The sequence below is a fragment of the Mesorhizobium album genome, from assembly GCF_033977205.1.
Classification (GTDB): domain Bacteria; phylum Pseudomonadota; class Alphaproteobacteria; order Rhizobiales; family Rhizobiaceae; genus Mesorhizobium; species Mesorhizobium album.
This window is the reverse complement of sequence record NZ_JAVIIW010000056.1, coordinates 25,775-41,133: the sequence shown is the minus strand read 5'-3', so window position 1 is coordinate 41,133 and position 15,359 is coordinate 25,775. Positions and strand designations below refer to the sequence as shown.

Here is a 15,359-nt window from a genome sequence, read left to right as displayed (position 1 = left end):
GCAACGGCCTCAAACGTTTCCACGCCATCGCCGAGGGCTTCGCTCTTGCAAATCCCGACTAACCCCACCCAAAGCAAATGTGTGCGCACGCTAGCCCACAAGGGGAGAAGGAGGGCGCCAGCCCTACCCCACCTTCGCCTGCGGCGGATGGCTGATCGAATCGCGCACGGTGCCGTAGGCCGCGCCCCAGCGGTCGGTCATGTCGCAGCGTATGTCCCAGAGCTCGGGGAAGAAGCGGTGACGGGCGCCGCCTTCGAGGATTTCCACCGGGCGACCCTTGAGCGACTTGGCGCCCAGCCCGATCGAGCGGTGGATGAGACAGAGGTGGTTGGCGCGGAATTTCTGGAACAGCTCGTCGAACTCGATCAGCGCCTCGGCCACGACATAGGCGTCGCCATGGTCGTAGTGGGCGTCATAGATGTCCTCGACCGAGAGCCCGCGGCCGTCGAGGTAAGCATACTTGAAGGCCCGCCACAGGTCCGGCGGCAAGCGCAGGATGAGCTTGAAGCCCGGCGACTCCTGGCCGCTGCCATTGCCGAGCTCTAGACGGATCTGCTGGTACTCCTTGGGCGACATGGTCTCCAAGAGGTCGAGCTGTGCCGTCATCATGCGCACCAGCCGGTGGACGCGGCCCATCAGCGTGACGATGCGGTGCGTTTCCTGCCTCTCAAGGTAATCGAGCACGTCGACCAGCGTGTAGGCGATAAGCTTCATCCACAGCTCCTCGACCTGGTGCACGATCTGGAACTGCAACTCGTCGGCATTGACCATCTCGGCGAGCGGCTTCTGGCAGGTGAGCAGCTGGTCGCATTTGAGATAAACGCCGTAGTCGCGCATCTCGGGCGCCTCGATGCGGGCGTGATAATCCGATTTGTCCATGGCTCATCCTCCTCGCGCGGGCATGGTTCGGCAGATAACCAAGGATAGCGCTTTCGACTTGAACATTGTTCCTTTCTGTTATCCAAATTGGGGAAATTGGAGGACGATCGCCGTCCCTTGTCGCAATTTTGGAGAACGGACCAATGCTGGACACCCTCGACCGCAGAATAGTGGCGGCACTTGAGCGCGATGCCCGCGTCTCCTTCGGCGATCTGGCCGAAGAAGTGGGGCTGAGCAAGACGCCGTGCTGGAAACGGGTCAAGGCGCTGGAGGATGCCGGCGTCATCCGCGGCTATTCCACCCGCATCGATCCGGCCGCGATCGGCTTCGACATCGAGGCCTTCATCCAGGTGTCGATCGACTTCGAGGTTTCGGACGCCTTCGAGGCTGCGGTGAAGAAGCACCCGCTGATCCGCCGCTGCTATGCCACCACCGGCGAGGCCGACTATCTGCTGCAGATCGTCACCGTCGACATGCGGGCGCTCGACCGGATGCTGCGCGTCGAGCTCAGCCGGCTCCCCGGCGTGCGCCGCACCGTCACCTCCATGGCGATGCGCGAGATCAAGGGCGACATCTCATTCGCGGACGCGGCGGCGCATGCGCTGAGGGGATGAGTACGTCAATTGATTTTGAGACGTCGGCGGGACAGAGCGGGGCGCGAAGGAACGCTACGGCAGGCTCTCAAACGTCATGTTCCGGCTGGGTTCCACGCCAGCAGCCGGCTCGGGCTCCCGCGCCGCCTCTTCCTTCTCGGCGTCGGCCCTGCGCTTCGGGCACTCCTCGAAATCATGGTCGCGGCCGCCGCAATAGGAGCAGCATTTGGCAGGCATATCGGGGTGGAGCATCGAGGCCATTCCAAAGAATGCACGAAAAAATACCCGCTTGCAGCAATCGCGTGAAGCCGCGCAATCGCCGTTCAGCCCCATGCCCAAATTATGTTCTTACGAAATTCCGGACGGAAAACCGCCTGGAATTGGTGGAATTGCTTGGAAGGAGCCCGCCGCGTGCGCGGCGGGCTCCCAGTCAGTCACCGCTTACGCATGCGCGTGTGGGTGGCGAACGTCCCAGACGGCCCAAGCCGACGCCGCGACCACGAGCACGCCGAGGACGACATGCGTGATCATTACATTCCTGTCTGCCGCAAAGTGCAGCACCCAGGGCGAGACGATCAGCCAGAGCCCGAGGACGAGATTTACCCATTCTTCCCATTCAGCGAACACCGAAAGCGTTGCCAGGGCAAGCGCACCGAGCAGGACGCCGACAATCCAGGCGTTCCACGCGGGCATTACTGCCGCGGTGAATCCGATGACCCAGGGTGAGATGAACAGGCAGATCGCGAGGACCAAGGTAACCCAGTCCTTGCTCTTCCTTTCTTCCATCAGTTTGCTTGCCATGACAACCTCCATCGATGAAGCTTGGCCAGAGCAACTGTACATTCGCGTGCGATACGCACGCTCTGTTAATTGATGTAATACACTTTTACGGACCTGCAAGGGAGGGAGCGGTCGCGCAGGCGCCTCAACCGTTGAAATCGCTACCGTTCTCGGCGCCGAGCTGCGGCACGATGATGGCCTCGAGCGGCGCCGTCAGCGACCATTTCAGCTCGCCCGGCAAGCGTTCGAGGCTGGAGGCGCCGCGAAGCGACTGCGGCGCCACGCGCTGCAGCACGACCGTGCCGAAGCCTTTTCGGGCGGACCCGTTCGTCTCGCCCTCCCCGCCCCGCGCGCTCGACGTCTCCTGCCAGACAAGGTGAAACTGGCGCTGCGCCTCCTGGCCGGTCTCGACCGTCCAGGTGATATCGACATGGCCTCCCTCGCCCGCCAGGGCGCCATATTTCGACGAATTGGTGCCGAGTTCGTGGAATGCCATGCCGAGATTCTGCACGGCGTTGGACTGCAGCGTCAAAAGCGGACCGGAGAGCGAGATGCGCTCCTCATGGCCGAACGGCTTCAGATGCTCCTGGATGAGGTCGAACAGACTGGCGCCGGCCCATTCCGACGTGACCAGAAGATCGTGCGAGCGCGACAGCGCCATGATGCGCGCACGGATCATCTCCTCGAACTCGCCGGGATCGGCCGAACGCTTGTTGGTCTCGCGGACCATCGACAGGATCACCGCGAACTGGTTCTTCACGCGGTGATTGACCTCGCGCATCAGGAAGCGGATGCGGCGCTCGCTTTCCTTGGCGGCGGTGATGTCGCGGGCTATTGTGGATGCGCCGACAATCTCGCCGGAAATGCTCCTGATCGGCGAAACCGTGACGGAAACAGCAATCAGCGAGCCGTCCTTGCGCTTTCGCGTCGTGTCGAGGCTCGACACGCCCTCGCCCCTGCGGATGCGGCCGATAGTGTCGCTTTCCTCGTCGTGCAGGTGCTCGGGGATCAACATCAGGATCGGCTGGCCGATGGCCTCCTCGGCGCTGTAGCCGAACATGCGCTCGGCCGCGTGGTTCCAGTCGGTGATGATGCTATTCAGGTCCTTGCCGATGATGGCGTCGAAGGAGGAATCGACAATGGCCGCCAGGCGCGTATCGGCGTTGCTGATCTGTGATGCCCTGCCCCCGGATTTCACTGTGTCCCTGCCCCTGGATTGCGCCAAGAGCTTTAGTTAGCGCAATTGCGGATCAAGGCAACAGTCCGCGCAGTTCGGCTTGTCCAGTCAACGACCCGGCCGGCGCGCGACGCGTGGAACCATTGGCACATTGATCAGTTTTTGCATTGCGAAACAAAGTTCATATATTAGCTGACTAATCGATTCGCGGCACGGGAAACCCGATGGCCAAGAAGAAGTACAAATCCGTCCAGACCGTCGTCACGGCGACCTCTCCCGCCGAGGCCTACGAGGCAGCCTACTTTGCCCGCAAGTGTGGCCTGACCCAGGAAGAGGCGCTGCGGCTGATGCGCGAGGCGCATGTCCCAACTGGCGGGCAGGTGCCATCCGGCGAGAAGCGGCAGGGCTAGCCAGTGTCCAGCGGCGCACCCGCTAGAGCATTTCACCGTTTCACGGAAACGGCGAAATCTATCTCCTCGTTTTGACGCAATTCCGGACGGAAAACCGCTCACACTTTTCCTGGAATTGCTCTAATCGCCTGTCAACTGGTTCAGCAGTTGCAGCCCTTCCTCGTACTTTGTCGGAGCGATGCCCGCCTGGTGCGCCTGCCAGAGATTGTCCTTGAGGTCTGCCTTCTTGACGGGAAGCGACAGCGGATTCGAGGCTGCGCGAAGGACGAAAGCCTGTTCACTCTCGTCCATCCTTCTGGTCAGGGCATCTACCGCCACGACCACCCGCAATCCGAAGCCAGCCGCTTCGAGCCGGTCCAGCGTCCAATCCTCGCCTTTCTCGACCACATCGTGGAGATAGGCGACGGTCTTTTCATCCAGCGTTTCGACCGCGTCGGCGACGCGCCTCACATGCTCGATATAGGGGCGGCCGGTCTTGTCTCTTTGCCCGCGATGGGCCTGTCCGGCGATCTTCGCCGCCTGCTGAAGCATGGCCATCTCGATCTCATCCATCTAAAGCCCGCCTCGCGCGGCTAGCGGTCGGCGCCACCGTCGCCGGCGGCATCGGCCCCAGGTTGCTCGCGGCCGGCTGTCAGCTTTCCGGACTCGAATTCCTCGACCGCCTTGTCCCAGCAAGCCTGCTCGCGATCGGGCGCGTGGCCCTCTTTTTTCCAAAGCTCGCGCGCTCGTCTGCTGATGTGCTCGATGCGCTCGTGCTGGCTGACCATGGCGTGCTCCTCTCGGTCGCTGAAGAGGCAACAGGGCAATGCCGGAATTGTTCCAACGGGAGCGAAGTCCGACACCCCCTGCAATTCGCGACAAAGGCTAGACCGGCAAGCGTCGCCTCAAGGCCTGCGCCGCCAGAACTGCGCGACCAACAGCGTGATCAGGCTGCTGACGACAATCCAGCTGCCGACTTCGCTGGCCGGCGCAGTTCGTTGCGGTCGGGGTTTTGCGATCGCTTGAGGGCGGCCACGCGGTGCCCTGTTACCGGCGACCACCACGGGCGCCAGGTCCTGTCGGCTGCCGCTCCTCACCGAATAAGCGCGCGTTATCTCGGCGCCGAAGAGGAATATCTGGGCCGAGTAGTAGACCCAAAGCAGGATCACCATCAGCGCGCCGGCGGCGCCGTAGGAGGTCGCGATGGCGCTGGTGCCGATGTACCAGCCGATCAGAGACTTGCCGATGGTGAACAAGAGCGCGGTGACCAGGGAGCCGACGGCAACGTCGCGCCATTTGAGCGTGCGGTCCGGCAGGACCTTGTAGATCGCGGCGAAGAGCAGCGCGATCAGCGCGAAGGAGACGATGGTGTTGATCGAGCTCACGATCAGCTCGCCGAACGGCAGGCGCTGGTTGATGAGCTGACCCAGGGCCGAGATCGCGGTGCTTGCTGCGAGCGAGACCAGGAGCATGAAGCCGAGCGCACCGACCAGGCCGAGACTTGCCGCCCTCGCCCGTACCAGGCGTGAGAGCGACATGTCGCCCGGCTCGACCTTCCAGATCTCGTTCAGCGACTGCTGCATCTCGCCAAAGACGCCTGAGGCGGTGACGAAGAGCGTGACCAGCCCGATGAGCGTGGCAATTGTGCCAGACCACCGATGCGAGGCGGTCTCGATCGTGGCCTTGAGCAGGTCGGCGCTCTGCGAGCCCATCACGCCGGATATTTCGGCAGAGAGCGCGAGTTGGGCGGCATCGTTGCCGACGATGAGGCCAGCGATCGCGACGACGATCAGCAGGATCGGCGCCAGCGAGGTCGTGGCGTAGAAGGCCATGGCGGCGCCATGGCTCAGTGCCTTGTCGGCGACATAGCCGATAATGCTTTCCTTCAGCAGAATCCGGGCTTCTCGCAGCCAGTGCCGCATATCGCTCACCGTCTACTTCGGGCCAAGCCGATCCCGCCTTCTATTTCGCCGTTTGCGGCGACAACTCGCCAGGCTTGATGATCGGCATCGGGCTGTTGTTGGCCGGGGGAACGGTGGCGTTCTTGTCGCCGGTGGGCGGCGGCAGCAGCACGCCGCCGCACTTATCGAGCGTTTCCGACAATTCATTCTTGCCGGCCTGCGGTTTCTGTCCTTGCTGCTGGCCGTTGGCATCGGGCCTGGCCTGGCAATCCTTGAGCTGCTGGTCTAGCGGCTGATCGGCCGTCTGGGCAACCGCCGGCAGCGCCGATATCAGGATAATGGCCGCCGTGAGAAGAATTTTGCGCATGGCATCCTCCTCATAGGTCCCTTCGGGAGGACAACGCATGCCGATGGAAAAGGTTGGCTGCCGCCGGGCGTTCGCCGACCGCCAAAGCCTGCGGCAGGGGGATGACGAGGGTCGGGAAGACTTCCGCTAATCCCCGACGCTTGCGCCGGGAAATACTGCCCGTCGCAAGCCTGCAACCTTTCGTAATCCCTGTGTCGAGGGGAACTAAATCCCGTAGACCAGGGTGAGATAGATCGCCGGCGCCACAATCAGGCAGAGCGCCATCGCGACCACCACCGCATTGCCCAGGCGCTCGGCGCGCCGAGCAATGTCCGTCATGTCTTCATCGTCCTCGATGAGGTCGAGGATCGAGGAGAGGTTGGCGGGAGCGGAGAGATGATTGTCGTTCGCGGGGTGGCTTTCAGCGTTCCGGAGGTCAGGCTTGGCAGAAATACGGGGCAAAACGTCGTCTCGCTTTCGAAACCGGCTGCGCGGCTTCCTTCTTCCGATGGTTTTGATTTCCGACGGTTTTGGGTGTCCGCCATTACGCGGACCAGGCGGGCACCCAAAAGCCGGCGACGGAGGGGGTTCCATCGACGACCGCCCACCAACTCGAAGTGCGTGCTTTGGTTGCCGCCGCAGGCCCAATGCGCGGGCTGCTCGGACTTCAGTCGCAGGATCCGGTCCGACGGTGGCCCCAGGGTATGACGCACCTTGATGCATGTCGCCCAAAAATGCGCGGCGTTGTTGGGCGAACGACATGCATCAAAACAATGTGTCGCCCGAACCGCCTCAGCACGACGCGCTTTCGAGGTTTCGCCTTTCATGGATCCCGACCGCCAGCTCCCTCGCAAGCGGCCAGTCCCCCGTATTTGGAACTTCTTTCCCTCCCCCGGGTTCCTCAGAAACATCCGGTGGTTCGCCATTTTCAACGGAGGCGCCAATGTCCGTACACACTCTTCACCCCGAGCGCGTCGACGAGGCACGCATGCATGCCTATTCGACCTTCGCTCCGCTGCTGATCCATTCGCTGGCCCAGAGGCTGGCGCGCCGCCTGGGCACGAGGGAACTGGACAAGCTCGAGGCGTCCCTGGTGCGCCTCATCGAGGAAACAGCCGTCGGCGCGCCGCATGGCGAGGCGATGAAGGAGTTCGCGGTCGAGCTTATCGTGTCGACGCTGCGCAACGTGCGCGAACATCCCGATGCCAAGCTGGATCTGGAAGAGATCGACCAGCGCCGCGCGAAAGGACGCTCGGAGATTCAGGAGACGCTGGAAGAACAACTGCAGTCCGGCCTGGAGGGCAGTTTCCCGGCAAGCGATCCGCCTGCGGTCGTCTCGACAGCCATCACCGGCGGATCGAAGGACATCGTCGGAACCGATGAGGTGCTGCGCCGCAAGAAGGAGGCTTCCCGGCGCGAGAAGGAACACCACACGAAATAGCAAAGCCTCATGTCCATCAATGGCGCGGCTGAACGCCTTCCCTCGAAATCGTGCATGACGGCCAGGATCAGGCAGAAGCTGTCGGCTTGAGCAGAAAATGCCCGGCCCGCGCGGGCGGCAAACCATGGGCGAAGGGAACAAGTCCCCATCCCCAGGGTTGGTCCAATGGCGGAAGGAGAAGCCGATGGATAGGAAAGAACTCCCGAACCGACCGGGCGCCGGTCATTCCCCATCGTCCAGCAGGTTGCCGGGCAAGAGCGGCGAGGATCCGGATGTGTGGTTCCTGGCCGAGAACAGCGACCTCTCACCAATGCAGGCGCGCGAGCTGATCCGCGAGCACGGGCACGATCGCGACAAGCTCCTGAGGATCGCACGAACCATGAAGGCCGAAGGCTGAGCCGCTCGGCCGCACCTAGCGGCATTCGCCGTCAACCGCCAAGGAGAAAAAATGGAGGCAAGAATGCCACGCGGAGACAAATCGAAGTACACCGACAAGCAGGAACGCAAGGCCGACCACATCGCCGAAGGCTATGAGGAACGCGGCATTTCCGAAAAGGAAGCCGAGCGACGCGCCTGGGCGACCGTCAACAAGGACGATGCCGGCGGCAAGAAGGCCGGAGGCTCCGGCCGCGGCAGGCACACCGGCAATCCGGCGGCCCACAAGGGGGGCCGTATGGGCGGCAAGGCTGCCGGGGAGCGCCCGGCGGCAGAGCGGTTGGCTTCAGCCAAGAAAGCCGCGGCCACGCGCAAGCGCAATGAGAGCCACGCGCATCATTGACCGGATAGAGACGGAGTGGGGTTTTGCACAGAAGAACAAGGTTCTGCGTTCGATTCCGATTTGTTCGCGTCCGATTGTGAGACCTCGTGAACAGAATCTTTGTGCAAAAACCCTCCACGTGAGGGAGATGGCCGGCAGGCCGGAGGGGGCGCGCTTCGTCATCCTAGGGCGAAGCAAGGAGCGAAGCGACGTGCGCAGACCCTAGGATGACGAAATGAAAGGACCGCGCCCCAAGCCTCTCCTCCACAAGGGGGAGATTGGCTCTCAAGCGCAAAAACGCGCTTCCGGCGTCCTCAATCAGTCGTCGCCGCCGCCATCATGACCGCCGCTGTCGCCGCCGCTGTCGTGGCCGCCGCTGTCGCCTTCGTGGTCGCCACTCTGATGATCGGCGTCGTCATCGGCCTCGTCGCCTTGATCTCCCTGGTGGGAGCCGGCATCGGCGGTCTCGTCGTCCGCCTCGTCGGAGCTGTCGTGGTTTTCAGCGACGGAATCGTCGCTTGCCTGCCCCCCAGAGGCTTCCTGGCTGTCGTCGTCAGGCAGGGTCGCCGTTGCCTGGCTGCCATGATCGGAAAACTCGGTCGCCTGCGAGTGGCTCATGGCGAGAAGGCCGAACAGCCCGATCGACGTTGCCAACAACAACGGAACTTTTTTCATCCAGGTCTCCTCTTCGTTTGGCAAGCGCCAACCCGGCTCAAGGACCATGCGTGCCGCGCGCTTACGCCGCCTTAATGCCAAAGCTCTAATTTTAGCGATAGCTAACTTTTCCGATTCCGGCGTGCTTGGCTACCGGAAAATAGACGCGTTCGGAGGAACAGGCGCTCAGGCCTGCCTTCTTCTGGCGGGCCTGGTCGCATCGTCGCCGGCTCTTGCCACAATCCCCTCCAGCGGCTCGGGTCGGTGCAGGAAATAGCCCTGGCCGTAGGCGACGCCCATGCTCGTCAGGATCTCCAGCGCGCTCCTTTCCTCGATCTTCTCAGCCACCACGGCCGCCCCCATGCTGCGCGCGATGCCGGCGATCGCCGAAACGATCTCGCGGTCGAAGCGGCTGTCGGCGATGTGCTCGATGAAGGAGCCGTCGATCTTGATGGCGTCGATGGGGAAGCGCCTGAGATATTCGAAGGAGCTCATGCCGGCGCCGAAATCGTCGAGGCTGACGCGGCAACGGCGCTGCCTGGCCCTGCGCACGAATTGCTCGGCGGCGTCGAAATTGGTGACCGCTGCGGTCTCGGTGATCTCGAAGCCGATTGCCGGCGCCGGCGCGCCGCTTTCGGCAATCGCGGCATCGACAAAATCCCAGAGCTGCGGATCGGAGAGCGTCTGCGCCGACAGGTTGAAGTCGAGCGAGACGGCGCCGGAACGCATCGCCTTGCCGTGGCGCGTCAGCGCCGTGCGGATGATCCAGCGGTCGAGCCGCGCGGCAAGGCCGAAACGCTCGGCCACCGGCATGAACTCGCCCGGCGGGATCAGTTTGCCGTTGCGGCCTTCGAGCCTCGCCAGCACCTCGATATGGCGGCTGTCTTCCCATGGCCTGCCGAGACGATGGATCTCCTGCCCGAACAGCTTCAGGTGGCCGTCCTCCATGGCGTCGACCAGCTTGGCGGCGAGCCGCGCGGCGTTGAGGGCGCCGGCTCCGGAAGCGGTCTCGGCCGAGAACACGGCGAAGCGGTCGCGCCCGCCGGCCTTGGCGGCGTAGCAGGCATCGTCTGCACAGGCCAGCGCGTCGGCGACCGTGATGTTGCGGTCGCGCACGAAGGCGATACCGATGCTGGCGGCGAGCCGGCGCGAGGTGGCGGCCGTACCGAGATCGGCGTGGCGCACGGCGGCGAGCACCGCACGCGCGAGCCGCTCGGCGCAGGCATCGTCGCATTTGGGCACCAGCAGCGCGAACTCGTCGCCGCCGAGGCGCGCGGCATGCGCCGAGGGTGGCAGGCTGGCGCGAATGCCGGCGGCGACGCTCCTCAACGCGACATCGCCCGCGGCGTGGCCGGCATAGTCGTTGAGCGCCTTGAAGTAGTCGAGGTCGACGTAGAACACGGCGAGCGGCAGCCGGTCCGCCGCGCCGATGTTTTCGGCCAGCAGCCGGTCGAAGGCGGCGCGATTGAGAAGGCCGGTCAAGGCGTCGTGGTGCGCGGCAAAGGCAAGTTCCTGCGCCCGCTTCTTCTCCTCGGTGATGTCGCGCACGGTGCCGAGGATCTGGCCGGCCGAGCCGGCGGCGACGACGAAGCGCACCAGCGACTCGACGTGGCGGACCACGCCGTCACGCCGGACGATACGGTATTGCGTGGCGGTAACGCCTTCCGAGCCTGGCGGCGGCAAGTGGGCGCGCTCGGTGGCCTCCTTGTCGTCCGGGTGGAGATAAGTGTGCCAGAGATCGGCGGTCACCTCGTCGGTATCGCTGACCAGGCCGAAGATCTCCCTGGTGCGGGCGTCCCAATAGCTCTTGTTGGTGCCGATGTCGTAGTGCCAGATGCCGGTGCCGCTGGCCGCGAGCGCGAGCCGGAAGCGGACATTGACCTCGTCGAGCGCCGCCTCTGCCTCTTTCTGCTTTGTGATGTCGGTCTGCACGCCCATGAGGCGCAGCGGCTTGCCCTCGGCGTCCCGCTCGACGATGCCGCCGCGGTCGAGCACCCAGACCCAATGGCCGTCCTTGTGCTTCAGGCGCAGTTCCGTCTCGATGGAATCGACGAGGCCGGCAATGTGGCGGTCGCCGCTCGCCAGCGCCCGCTCGCGGTCGTCGGGATGGGTGAGCTTCAGCCAGAGATCGGAAGTATTGGCGAGCTCGCCTTCCGCATAGCCCAGCATCCTCGACCAGGTCGGCGAATAGTAGCAATCGCCGATCGCGAGATTCCAGTCCCAAACGCCGAGCTGGGCGCGGTCGAGCGCCAGCGCCCAGAATTCGCCCTTACGTGCCTTGTCGTCCGCCATGCCCTGGTTTGCCTGCCCCCTTCGGGCAATACAGCATGAAAGCTGAGAAGAAAGGGTTACCGGGGCGGAGCCGACAGGACGGCAGCGCAGCCTATCGTCTTCGTCATCCTAGGGCGGAGCAAGGACCGAAGCGACGCAGCGCAGACCCTAGGATGACGAGGTGTTTGTCCGCGTCATGCCCCTCACCCCACCGCCAGCCTTCGCCTCGCCACCGCGGCATGGAAACGCGCACCGTGCAGCAGGCCTTCGTCGTTGAAGTCATAGGTCGGGGGGTGCAGCGGCGCGGAATTGCCGTTGCCGAGGAAAACGAAGCAGCCGGGCACCTCGATGAGGAAGCGGGCAAAGTCCTCCGAGGCAGTCATCGGCTCCGCCGCGATGCCGACGGCGTCGCCGGCCAGCACCGTGCGGGCCGCCGCAAGTGCCTCGTCGACCAGCGCCGCGTCGTTGATCAAGGGCACGAACTCGCGCGTGTAAGTGACTTCGGCCGCCACGTTATAGGCCTGCGCCGTGCCTTCGGCGATGCGGCGCATCTCTGTCTCGATCGCTGCACTCACCTCGGGGCGGAAACTGCGGCAGTCGCCGAGGATGCGGGCGAGGCCCGGCAGTGCGTTGCGGGTACCGTCGGTGATAAACTCGGTAACCGAGACGACGCCGATATCGGCGGGGCTCAAACGCCGCGAAACGATGGTCTGCAAATTGACGACCAGCGCGCAGGCGGCGACCAGCGTCTCGCGGCCGGAATGCGGCCGCGCCGCGTGGCCGCCGACGCCCTTCAGCACGATCTCGAAATTGTCCTCGGCCGACATGACCGGGCCGCTCCGGGTCTCGAAATGACCGATGGGCAGGCCCGGCATGTTGTGCAGTCCAAAAATCTCCTCGAAGGGAAAGCGCTCGATAAGGCCGTCCTGCAGCGTCGCCAGCGCGCCCCTGCCCCATTCCTCGGCCGGCTGGAAGATGAAGCGCACCGTGCCGTCGAAGCCGCCTTCGCAGGCCAATAGCTTTGCCGCGCCGAGAAGCATGGCTGTGTGGCCGTCATGGCCGCAGGCATGCATGGTGCCTGGCGTCTGCGAGCGCCAGGCTTGCGTGCCCTGCTCGGCGATGCGCAACGCGTCCATGTCGGCGCGCAGCGCAATCGCCCGATTGCCGCTCCCCCGCTTCAGCGTGCCGACGACGCCGGTGCCGCCGACGCCTTCGGCGACCTCCAGCCCGAACGCGCGAAGTTTTTCCGCCACGAAGGCTGCGGTCCGCTTTTCCTCGAAGCCGAATTCGGGATGGGCGTGGAGGTCGCGCCGCCACGCCGTCATCTCACGGTGCAGTGCCTGCTGGTCGAGTTCAGCCATCGACTTCCCCTGTTTTCATTTTCACGCAGTTTCGGACGGGAAAACCGCTACGCACTTTTCCTGGAATTACTTCAGGCAGTCTGCAGCGGCACGCGCTCAGGCGCCATCCCGACCAGCTCGGCATAGCGGCCGGGGTCGGTCGCGCCTTCGGAGTTGATGATCAGCACGCGGGAATGAGCATCGAGGCCGAGCGCCGCCCGCATGCCCCTGTCGCCAGCCGCGCGGATCAGTCCGGCGAGCCCTGCCCCGCCGCTCTCGCCGGAGACGATTGCCGGGTCATTGCCGGAAGGCCGCGCCAGCCGGTTCATCACCGCGACCGCATCCTCCTCATCGACGGTCATGAAGGCATCGCCGATCCGCGACAGCACCCGCCAGGCGACCAGCGACGGTTCGTGGCATTCGAGCATGGCCATGACGGTCGGCTGCTCATGCGGGATCTTCACCGGGCGCCCGGCCTCGGCGGTGGCGTAGATGCAGGCCGCCCGCGCCGGCTCGACCACCACGACCTTCGGCCGCTGCTCGCCGAGCACGATCGCCAGGTAGCCGGCGATCGCCGCCGCGAAGCCGCCGACGCCGGCCTGCAGGAAGACATGGCTGGGCGGCTCGGGCAGCCGCCGCAGCGCCTCGCGCACGATCACCGTATAGCCCTGCATGACCAGGCCGGGGATGCGCTCATAGCCCGGCCAGGAGGTGTCCGAAACCACCGTCCAGCCGCGCTCCGCGGCCACGCGGGCGGCTTCGCGCACCGAATGGTCGTAGCCGCCCTCCACCCTCACCATCTCGGCGCCGAAGCTGGCGATGGTCGCCACGCGCTCGCGACTTACGCCGGCATGGACAAAGACCACCGAGCGCGCACCGACCAAGCCGGCGCCCTGCGCCACCGAGCGGCCGTGATTGCCGTCGGTTGCGCAGCAGAAGGTCATTTGCGCGGCGATGGCGCGCACCTCGGGATCGTTGATTTCGCCGATATCGACGGCGCGGCCGAGCCGCTTGCCGGCCTCCTCCAGCACCAGCTGGATGACGGCATAGGCGCCGCCCAGCGCCTTGAAGCTGCCGAGGCCAAGACGCTTGCCCTCGTCCTTCACATGCAGCGCGGCGATTTCGAGCTCGCTGGCCAGCACCGGCAGGGCGTGCAGCGGTGTTTCGGAATGGTTGTCGCGCGCCTGGAGGAAGCGTTCCGCCTCCTCGGCACCGGCGATGCCGAGCGCTGCGGCGTCGGCCGCAACCAGCGGCTGGTTGTGTTCGAGGTGGCGGTTGAGCAGCATCATGGCGTTTCTCCGAGGCGCTGAACTCTATTGCGGAGCGAGCGAGAATTGCGCTCTGTTTCGGCCATCTGATTGCAAGTTTGTTTCATCCGGATGCCGCCAATGCCAGCCCCGCCCGACCTCGACCCCTTCGACCGCGCGATCCTTTCCATCCTGCAGAAGGACAACACCACGCCGCAGCGCGCGATCGGCGAGAGGGTCAACCTCTCGGCGCCGGCCGTGCAGCGGCGCATCAAGCGCATGCAGGAGCGTGGCGTCATCCGCGCCAATGTCGCGTTGGTCGACCCGGCCAGGGTCGGCCACCCGATCACGATATTCGTCGAGGTCGAGGTGGAGAGCGAGCGGGCCGAGCTGATCGACGCCGCCAAGCGCGGCTTCGCCACAGTGCCCGAGGTGCAGCAGTGCTACTACGTCACCGGCGAGGCCGATTTCATCCTCGTCGTCACAGTGGCGACCATGGCCGACTACGAGGCGCTGACCCGGCGGCTGTTCTTCGAGAACAACAACGTCAAGCGGTTTCGGACATTTGTGGCGATGGACCGGGTGAAGGTGGGGCTTGAGGTTCCGGTGGGCGCACCACATCTGCCATGATCTTTCGAAGCGTTCGTATCATCTCATGATACTTTGTACTTGACCCCAGAAACGTATCATGAAAAGATACGTGTCTGGGGCGGTGGATGATACGTTCGTTCAAAGACAAGACCACTGAAGCGGTTTCGACAGGCAAAGCCCCCAAAGGCTTCCCGGCAGACCTCGTTCGCGTCGCTCAGCGGAAACTGTTCATGCTCGACAACGCTGCCGAACTGGCGGACCTCAAGGTTCCGCCGGGAAACCGACTTGAAGCGCTGAAGGGCGACCGCGCCGGCCAGTACTCAATTCGCATTAATGACCAATTCCGCATTTGCTTTCGATGGACGGACGGCGGCGCGGACGATGTAGAGATCACCGACTATCACTAGCCCAACCAAGAGGCTCTGGCCGACAGGAGCAGAACCAAATGATCAACCTCGATAAACCCATCCATCCCGGCGAAATATTGAGAGCCGAGTTCCTCGAGCCACTCGACCTGAAGCCCTACACCCTGGCGAAGAAGCTTCATGTCCCACGCACCCGTATCGAGCGCCTTGCCAATGAGACCACGCCCGTTACTCCGGATACCGCCTTGCGCCTTGCAAAGTTCTTCGGAACGACACCGCAATTCTGGATGAACATGCAGGCCAGCTACGATCTAGCCGTCGAGGGCGCCTCCCTGGAGGAAGAGCTGAAGGAGATCGAGCGGTTCGAGGCTGCCGCTTAAGTCGGCATAGACAAGCTGGGCCTTGCGGGAGGTGGACCGGGTGAAGGTCGGGCTTGGGGTGCCCGTGGGGTGAGCATATCCGCTGGAATGGCCAGGCGGCAGGGCGCCGCCTGGCGGTGGTCTATCTTACAAGCGCGGCGCCTTCGCGTGTTCGCACGACACTTTCGGGTTCATGTCGGCGAAGGTACCGGCCGGGTTCTGCTTCCAGGCTCAGACGTGCAGCAATCGCCGTGGCCGTCGTTGCATGA

Annotated in this window: 21 protein-coding genes; 8 read left to right on the top strand and 13 right to left on the bottom strand. The window is 64.2% G+C overall.

The window, feature by feature from the left end:
- Positions 1–123 precede the first annotated feature (123 nt).
- A complete protein-coding gene (locus tag RFN28_RS30495) occupies positions 124–879 on the bottom strand; it encodes a tryptophan 2,3-dioxygenase family protein (RefSeq protein WP_320290848.1) in 756 nt (251 codons plus the stop codon).
- Positions 880–1,022: 143 nt separating this feature from the next.
- On the opposite strand from RFN28_RS30495, the gene RFN28_RS30490 reads away from it, so the two are divergent.
- The gene (locus tag RFN28_RS30490; protein ID WP_320290847.1) at positions 1,023–1,493 is read left to right on the top strand and encodes an Lrp/AsnC family transcriptional regulator; all 471 of its coding nucleotides are present in this window, start codon (positions 1,023–1,025) and stop codon (positions 1,491–1,493) included.
- Between the two features lie 54 nt (positions 1,494–1,547).
- Here the strand turns inward: RFN28_RS30490 and RFN28_RS30485 are convergent, their stop codons facing one another.
- The 3 genes from RFN28_RS30485 to RFN28_RS30475 form a co-directional block, all read right to left on the bottom strand.
- The gene (locus RFN28_RS30485) at positions 1,548–1,724 is read right to left on the bottom strand and encodes a hypothetical protein (RefSeq protein ID WP_320290846.1); all 177 of its coding nucleotides are present in this window, start codon (positions 1,722–1,724) and stop codon (positions 1,548–1,550) included.
- Between the two features lie 189 nt (positions 1,725–1,913).
- On the bottom strand, positions 1,914–2,273 hold the full coding sequence (locus tag RFN28_RS30480) for an SPW repeat protein (protein WP_320290845.1): 360 nt from the start codon (positions 2,271–2,273) through the stop codon (positions 1,914–1,916).
- 124 nt (positions 2,274–2,397) lie between these two features.
- Positions 2,398–3,450 (bottom strand): sensor histidine kinase, encoded by a 1,053-nt coding sequence (locus RFN28_RS30475; protein WP_320290844.1) that lies wholly within the window; start codon positions 3,448–3,450, stop codon positions 2,398–2,400.
- A 203-nt stretch (positions 3,451–3,653) separates the two neighbouring features.
- On the opposite strand from RFN28_RS30475, the gene RFN28_RS30470 reads away from it, so the two are divergent.
- Positions 3,654–3,839: a hypothetical protein gene (locus RFN28_RS30470; RefSeq protein WP_320290843.1), complete on the top strand. Its 186-nt coding sequence runs from the start codon at positions 3,654–3,656 to the stop codon at positions 3,837–3,839.
- A 120-nt stretch (positions 3,840–3,959) separates the two neighbouring features.
- On the opposite strand, the gene RFN28_RS30465 is transcribed toward RFN28_RS30470, so the two are convergent.
- From RFN28_RS30465 to RFN28_RS30445, 5 genes are all read right to left on the bottom strand, one after another.
- Positions 3,960–4,376, bottom strand: a complete 417-nt coding sequence (locus tag RFN28_RS30465; protein WP_320290852.1) for an HD domain-containing protein — start codon at positions 4,374–4,376, stop codon at positions 3,960–3,962.
- Between the two features lie 35 nt (positions 4,377–4,411).
- A complete protein-coding gene (locus RFN28_RS30460; protein ID WP_320290842.1) occupies positions 4,412–4,606 on the bottom strand; it encodes a DUF2934 domain-containing protein in 195 nt (64 codons plus the stop codon).
- A gap of 117 nt (positions 4,607–4,723) precedes the next feature.
- Positions 4,724–5,740, bottom strand: a complete 1,017-nt coding sequence (locus RFN28_RS30455) for a YihY/virulence factor BrkB family protein (protein WP_320290851.1) — start codon at positions 5,738–5,740, stop codon at positions 4,724–4,726.
- Positions 5,741–5,780: 40 nt separating this feature from the next.
- Entirely contained in the window at positions 5,781–6,086 is a 306-nt protein-coding gene (locus RFN28_RS30450; protein WP_320290841.1) for a hypothetical protein, read from the bottom strand.
- Positions 6,087–6,290: 204 nt separating this feature from the next.
- Positions 6,291–6,527, bottom strand: coding sequence for a hypothetical protein (locus RFN28_RS30445; protein WP_320290840.1), 237 nt, complete (start codon positions 6,525–6,527; stop codon positions 6,291–6,293).
- A gap of 481 nt (positions 6,528–7,008) precedes the next feature.
- Here RFN28_RS30445 and RFN28_RS30440 point away from each other — a divergent pair, with 481 nt between their 5' ends.
- From RFN28_RS30440 to RFN28_RS30430, 3 genes are all read left to right on the top strand, one after another.
- Positions 7,009–7,506 (top strand): hypothetical protein, encoded by a 498-nt coding sequence (locus tag RFN28_RS30440; protein WP_320290839.1) that lies wholly within the window; start codon positions 7,009–7,011, stop codon positions 7,504–7,506.
- 184 nt (positions 7,507–7,690) lie between these two features.
- A complete protein-coding gene (locus RFN28_RS30435; RefSeq protein ID WP_320290838.1) occupies positions 7,691–7,903 on the top strand; it encodes a hypothetical protein in 213 nt (70 codons plus the stop codon).
- Positions 7,904–7,966: 63 nt separating this feature from the next.
- A complete protein-coding gene (locus RFN28_RS30430; protein ID WP_320290837.1) occupies positions 7,967–8,284 on the top strand; it encodes a plasmid stabilization protein in 318 nt (105 codons plus the stop codon).
- Positions 8,285–8,581: 297 nt separating this feature from the next.
- Here RFN28_RS30430 and RFN28_RS30425 read toward each other — a convergent pair whose 3' ends face one another.
- The 4 genes from RFN28_RS30425 to RFN28_RS30410 all read right to left on the bottom strand — a co-directional run bounded on the left by RFN28_RS30425 (position 8,582) and on the right by RFN28_RS30410 (position 13,817).
- Entirely contained in the window at positions 8,582–8,986 is a 405-nt protein-coding gene (locus RFN28_RS30425; protein ID WP_320290836.1) for a hypothetical protein, read from the bottom strand.
- 117 nt (positions 8,987–9,103) lie between these two features.
- Positions 9,104–11,209 carry an EAL domain-containing protein gene (locus tag RFN28_RS30420; RefSeq protein WP_320290835.1) on the bottom strand — a complete coding sequence of 702 codons (2,106 nt, stop codon included), beginning with the start codon at positions 11,207–11,209 and terminating at the stop codon, positions 9,104–9,106.
- A gap of 182 nt (positions 11,210–11,391) precedes the next feature.
- Positions 11,392–12,549 (bottom strand): M20 aminoacylase family protein, encoded by a 1,158-nt coding sequence (locus RFN28_RS30415; protein WP_320290834.1) that lies wholly within the window; start codon positions 12,547–12,549, stop codon positions 11,392–11,394.
- Between the two features lie 71 nt (positions 12,550–12,620).
- Positions 12,621–13,817, bottom strand: coding sequence for a diaminopropionate ammonia-lyase (locus RFN28_RS30410; protein WP_320290833.1), 1,197 nt, complete (start codon positions 13,815–13,817; stop codon positions 12,621–12,623).
- 99 nt (positions 13,818–13,916) lie between these two features.
- Here RFN28_RS30410 and RFN28_RS30405 point away from each other — a divergent pair, with 99 nt between their 5' ends.
- From RFN28_RS30405 to RFN28_RS30395, 3 genes are all read left to right on the top strand, one after another.
- Complete coding sequence (locus RFN28_RS30405) at positions 13,917–14,405, top strand: Lrp/AsnC family transcriptional regulator (RefSeq protein WP_430679234.1); 489 nt, start codon at positions 13,917–13,919, stop codon at positions 14,403–14,405.
- A gap of 86 nt (positions 14,406–14,491) precedes the next feature.
- Positions 14,492–14,773, top strand: a complete 282-nt coding sequence (locus tag RFN28_RS30400; protein WP_320290831.1) for a type II toxin-antitoxin system RelE/ParE family toxin — start codon at positions 14,492–14,494, stop codon at positions 14,771–14,773.
- Between the two features lie 38 nt (positions 14,774–14,811).
- A complete protein-coding gene (locus RFN28_RS30395; RefSeq protein WP_320290830.1) occupies positions 14,812–15,111 on the top strand; it encodes a HigA family addiction module antitoxin in 300 nt (99 codons plus the stop codon).
- The last annotated feature ends 248 nt before the right edge of the window (positions 15,112–15,359 follow it).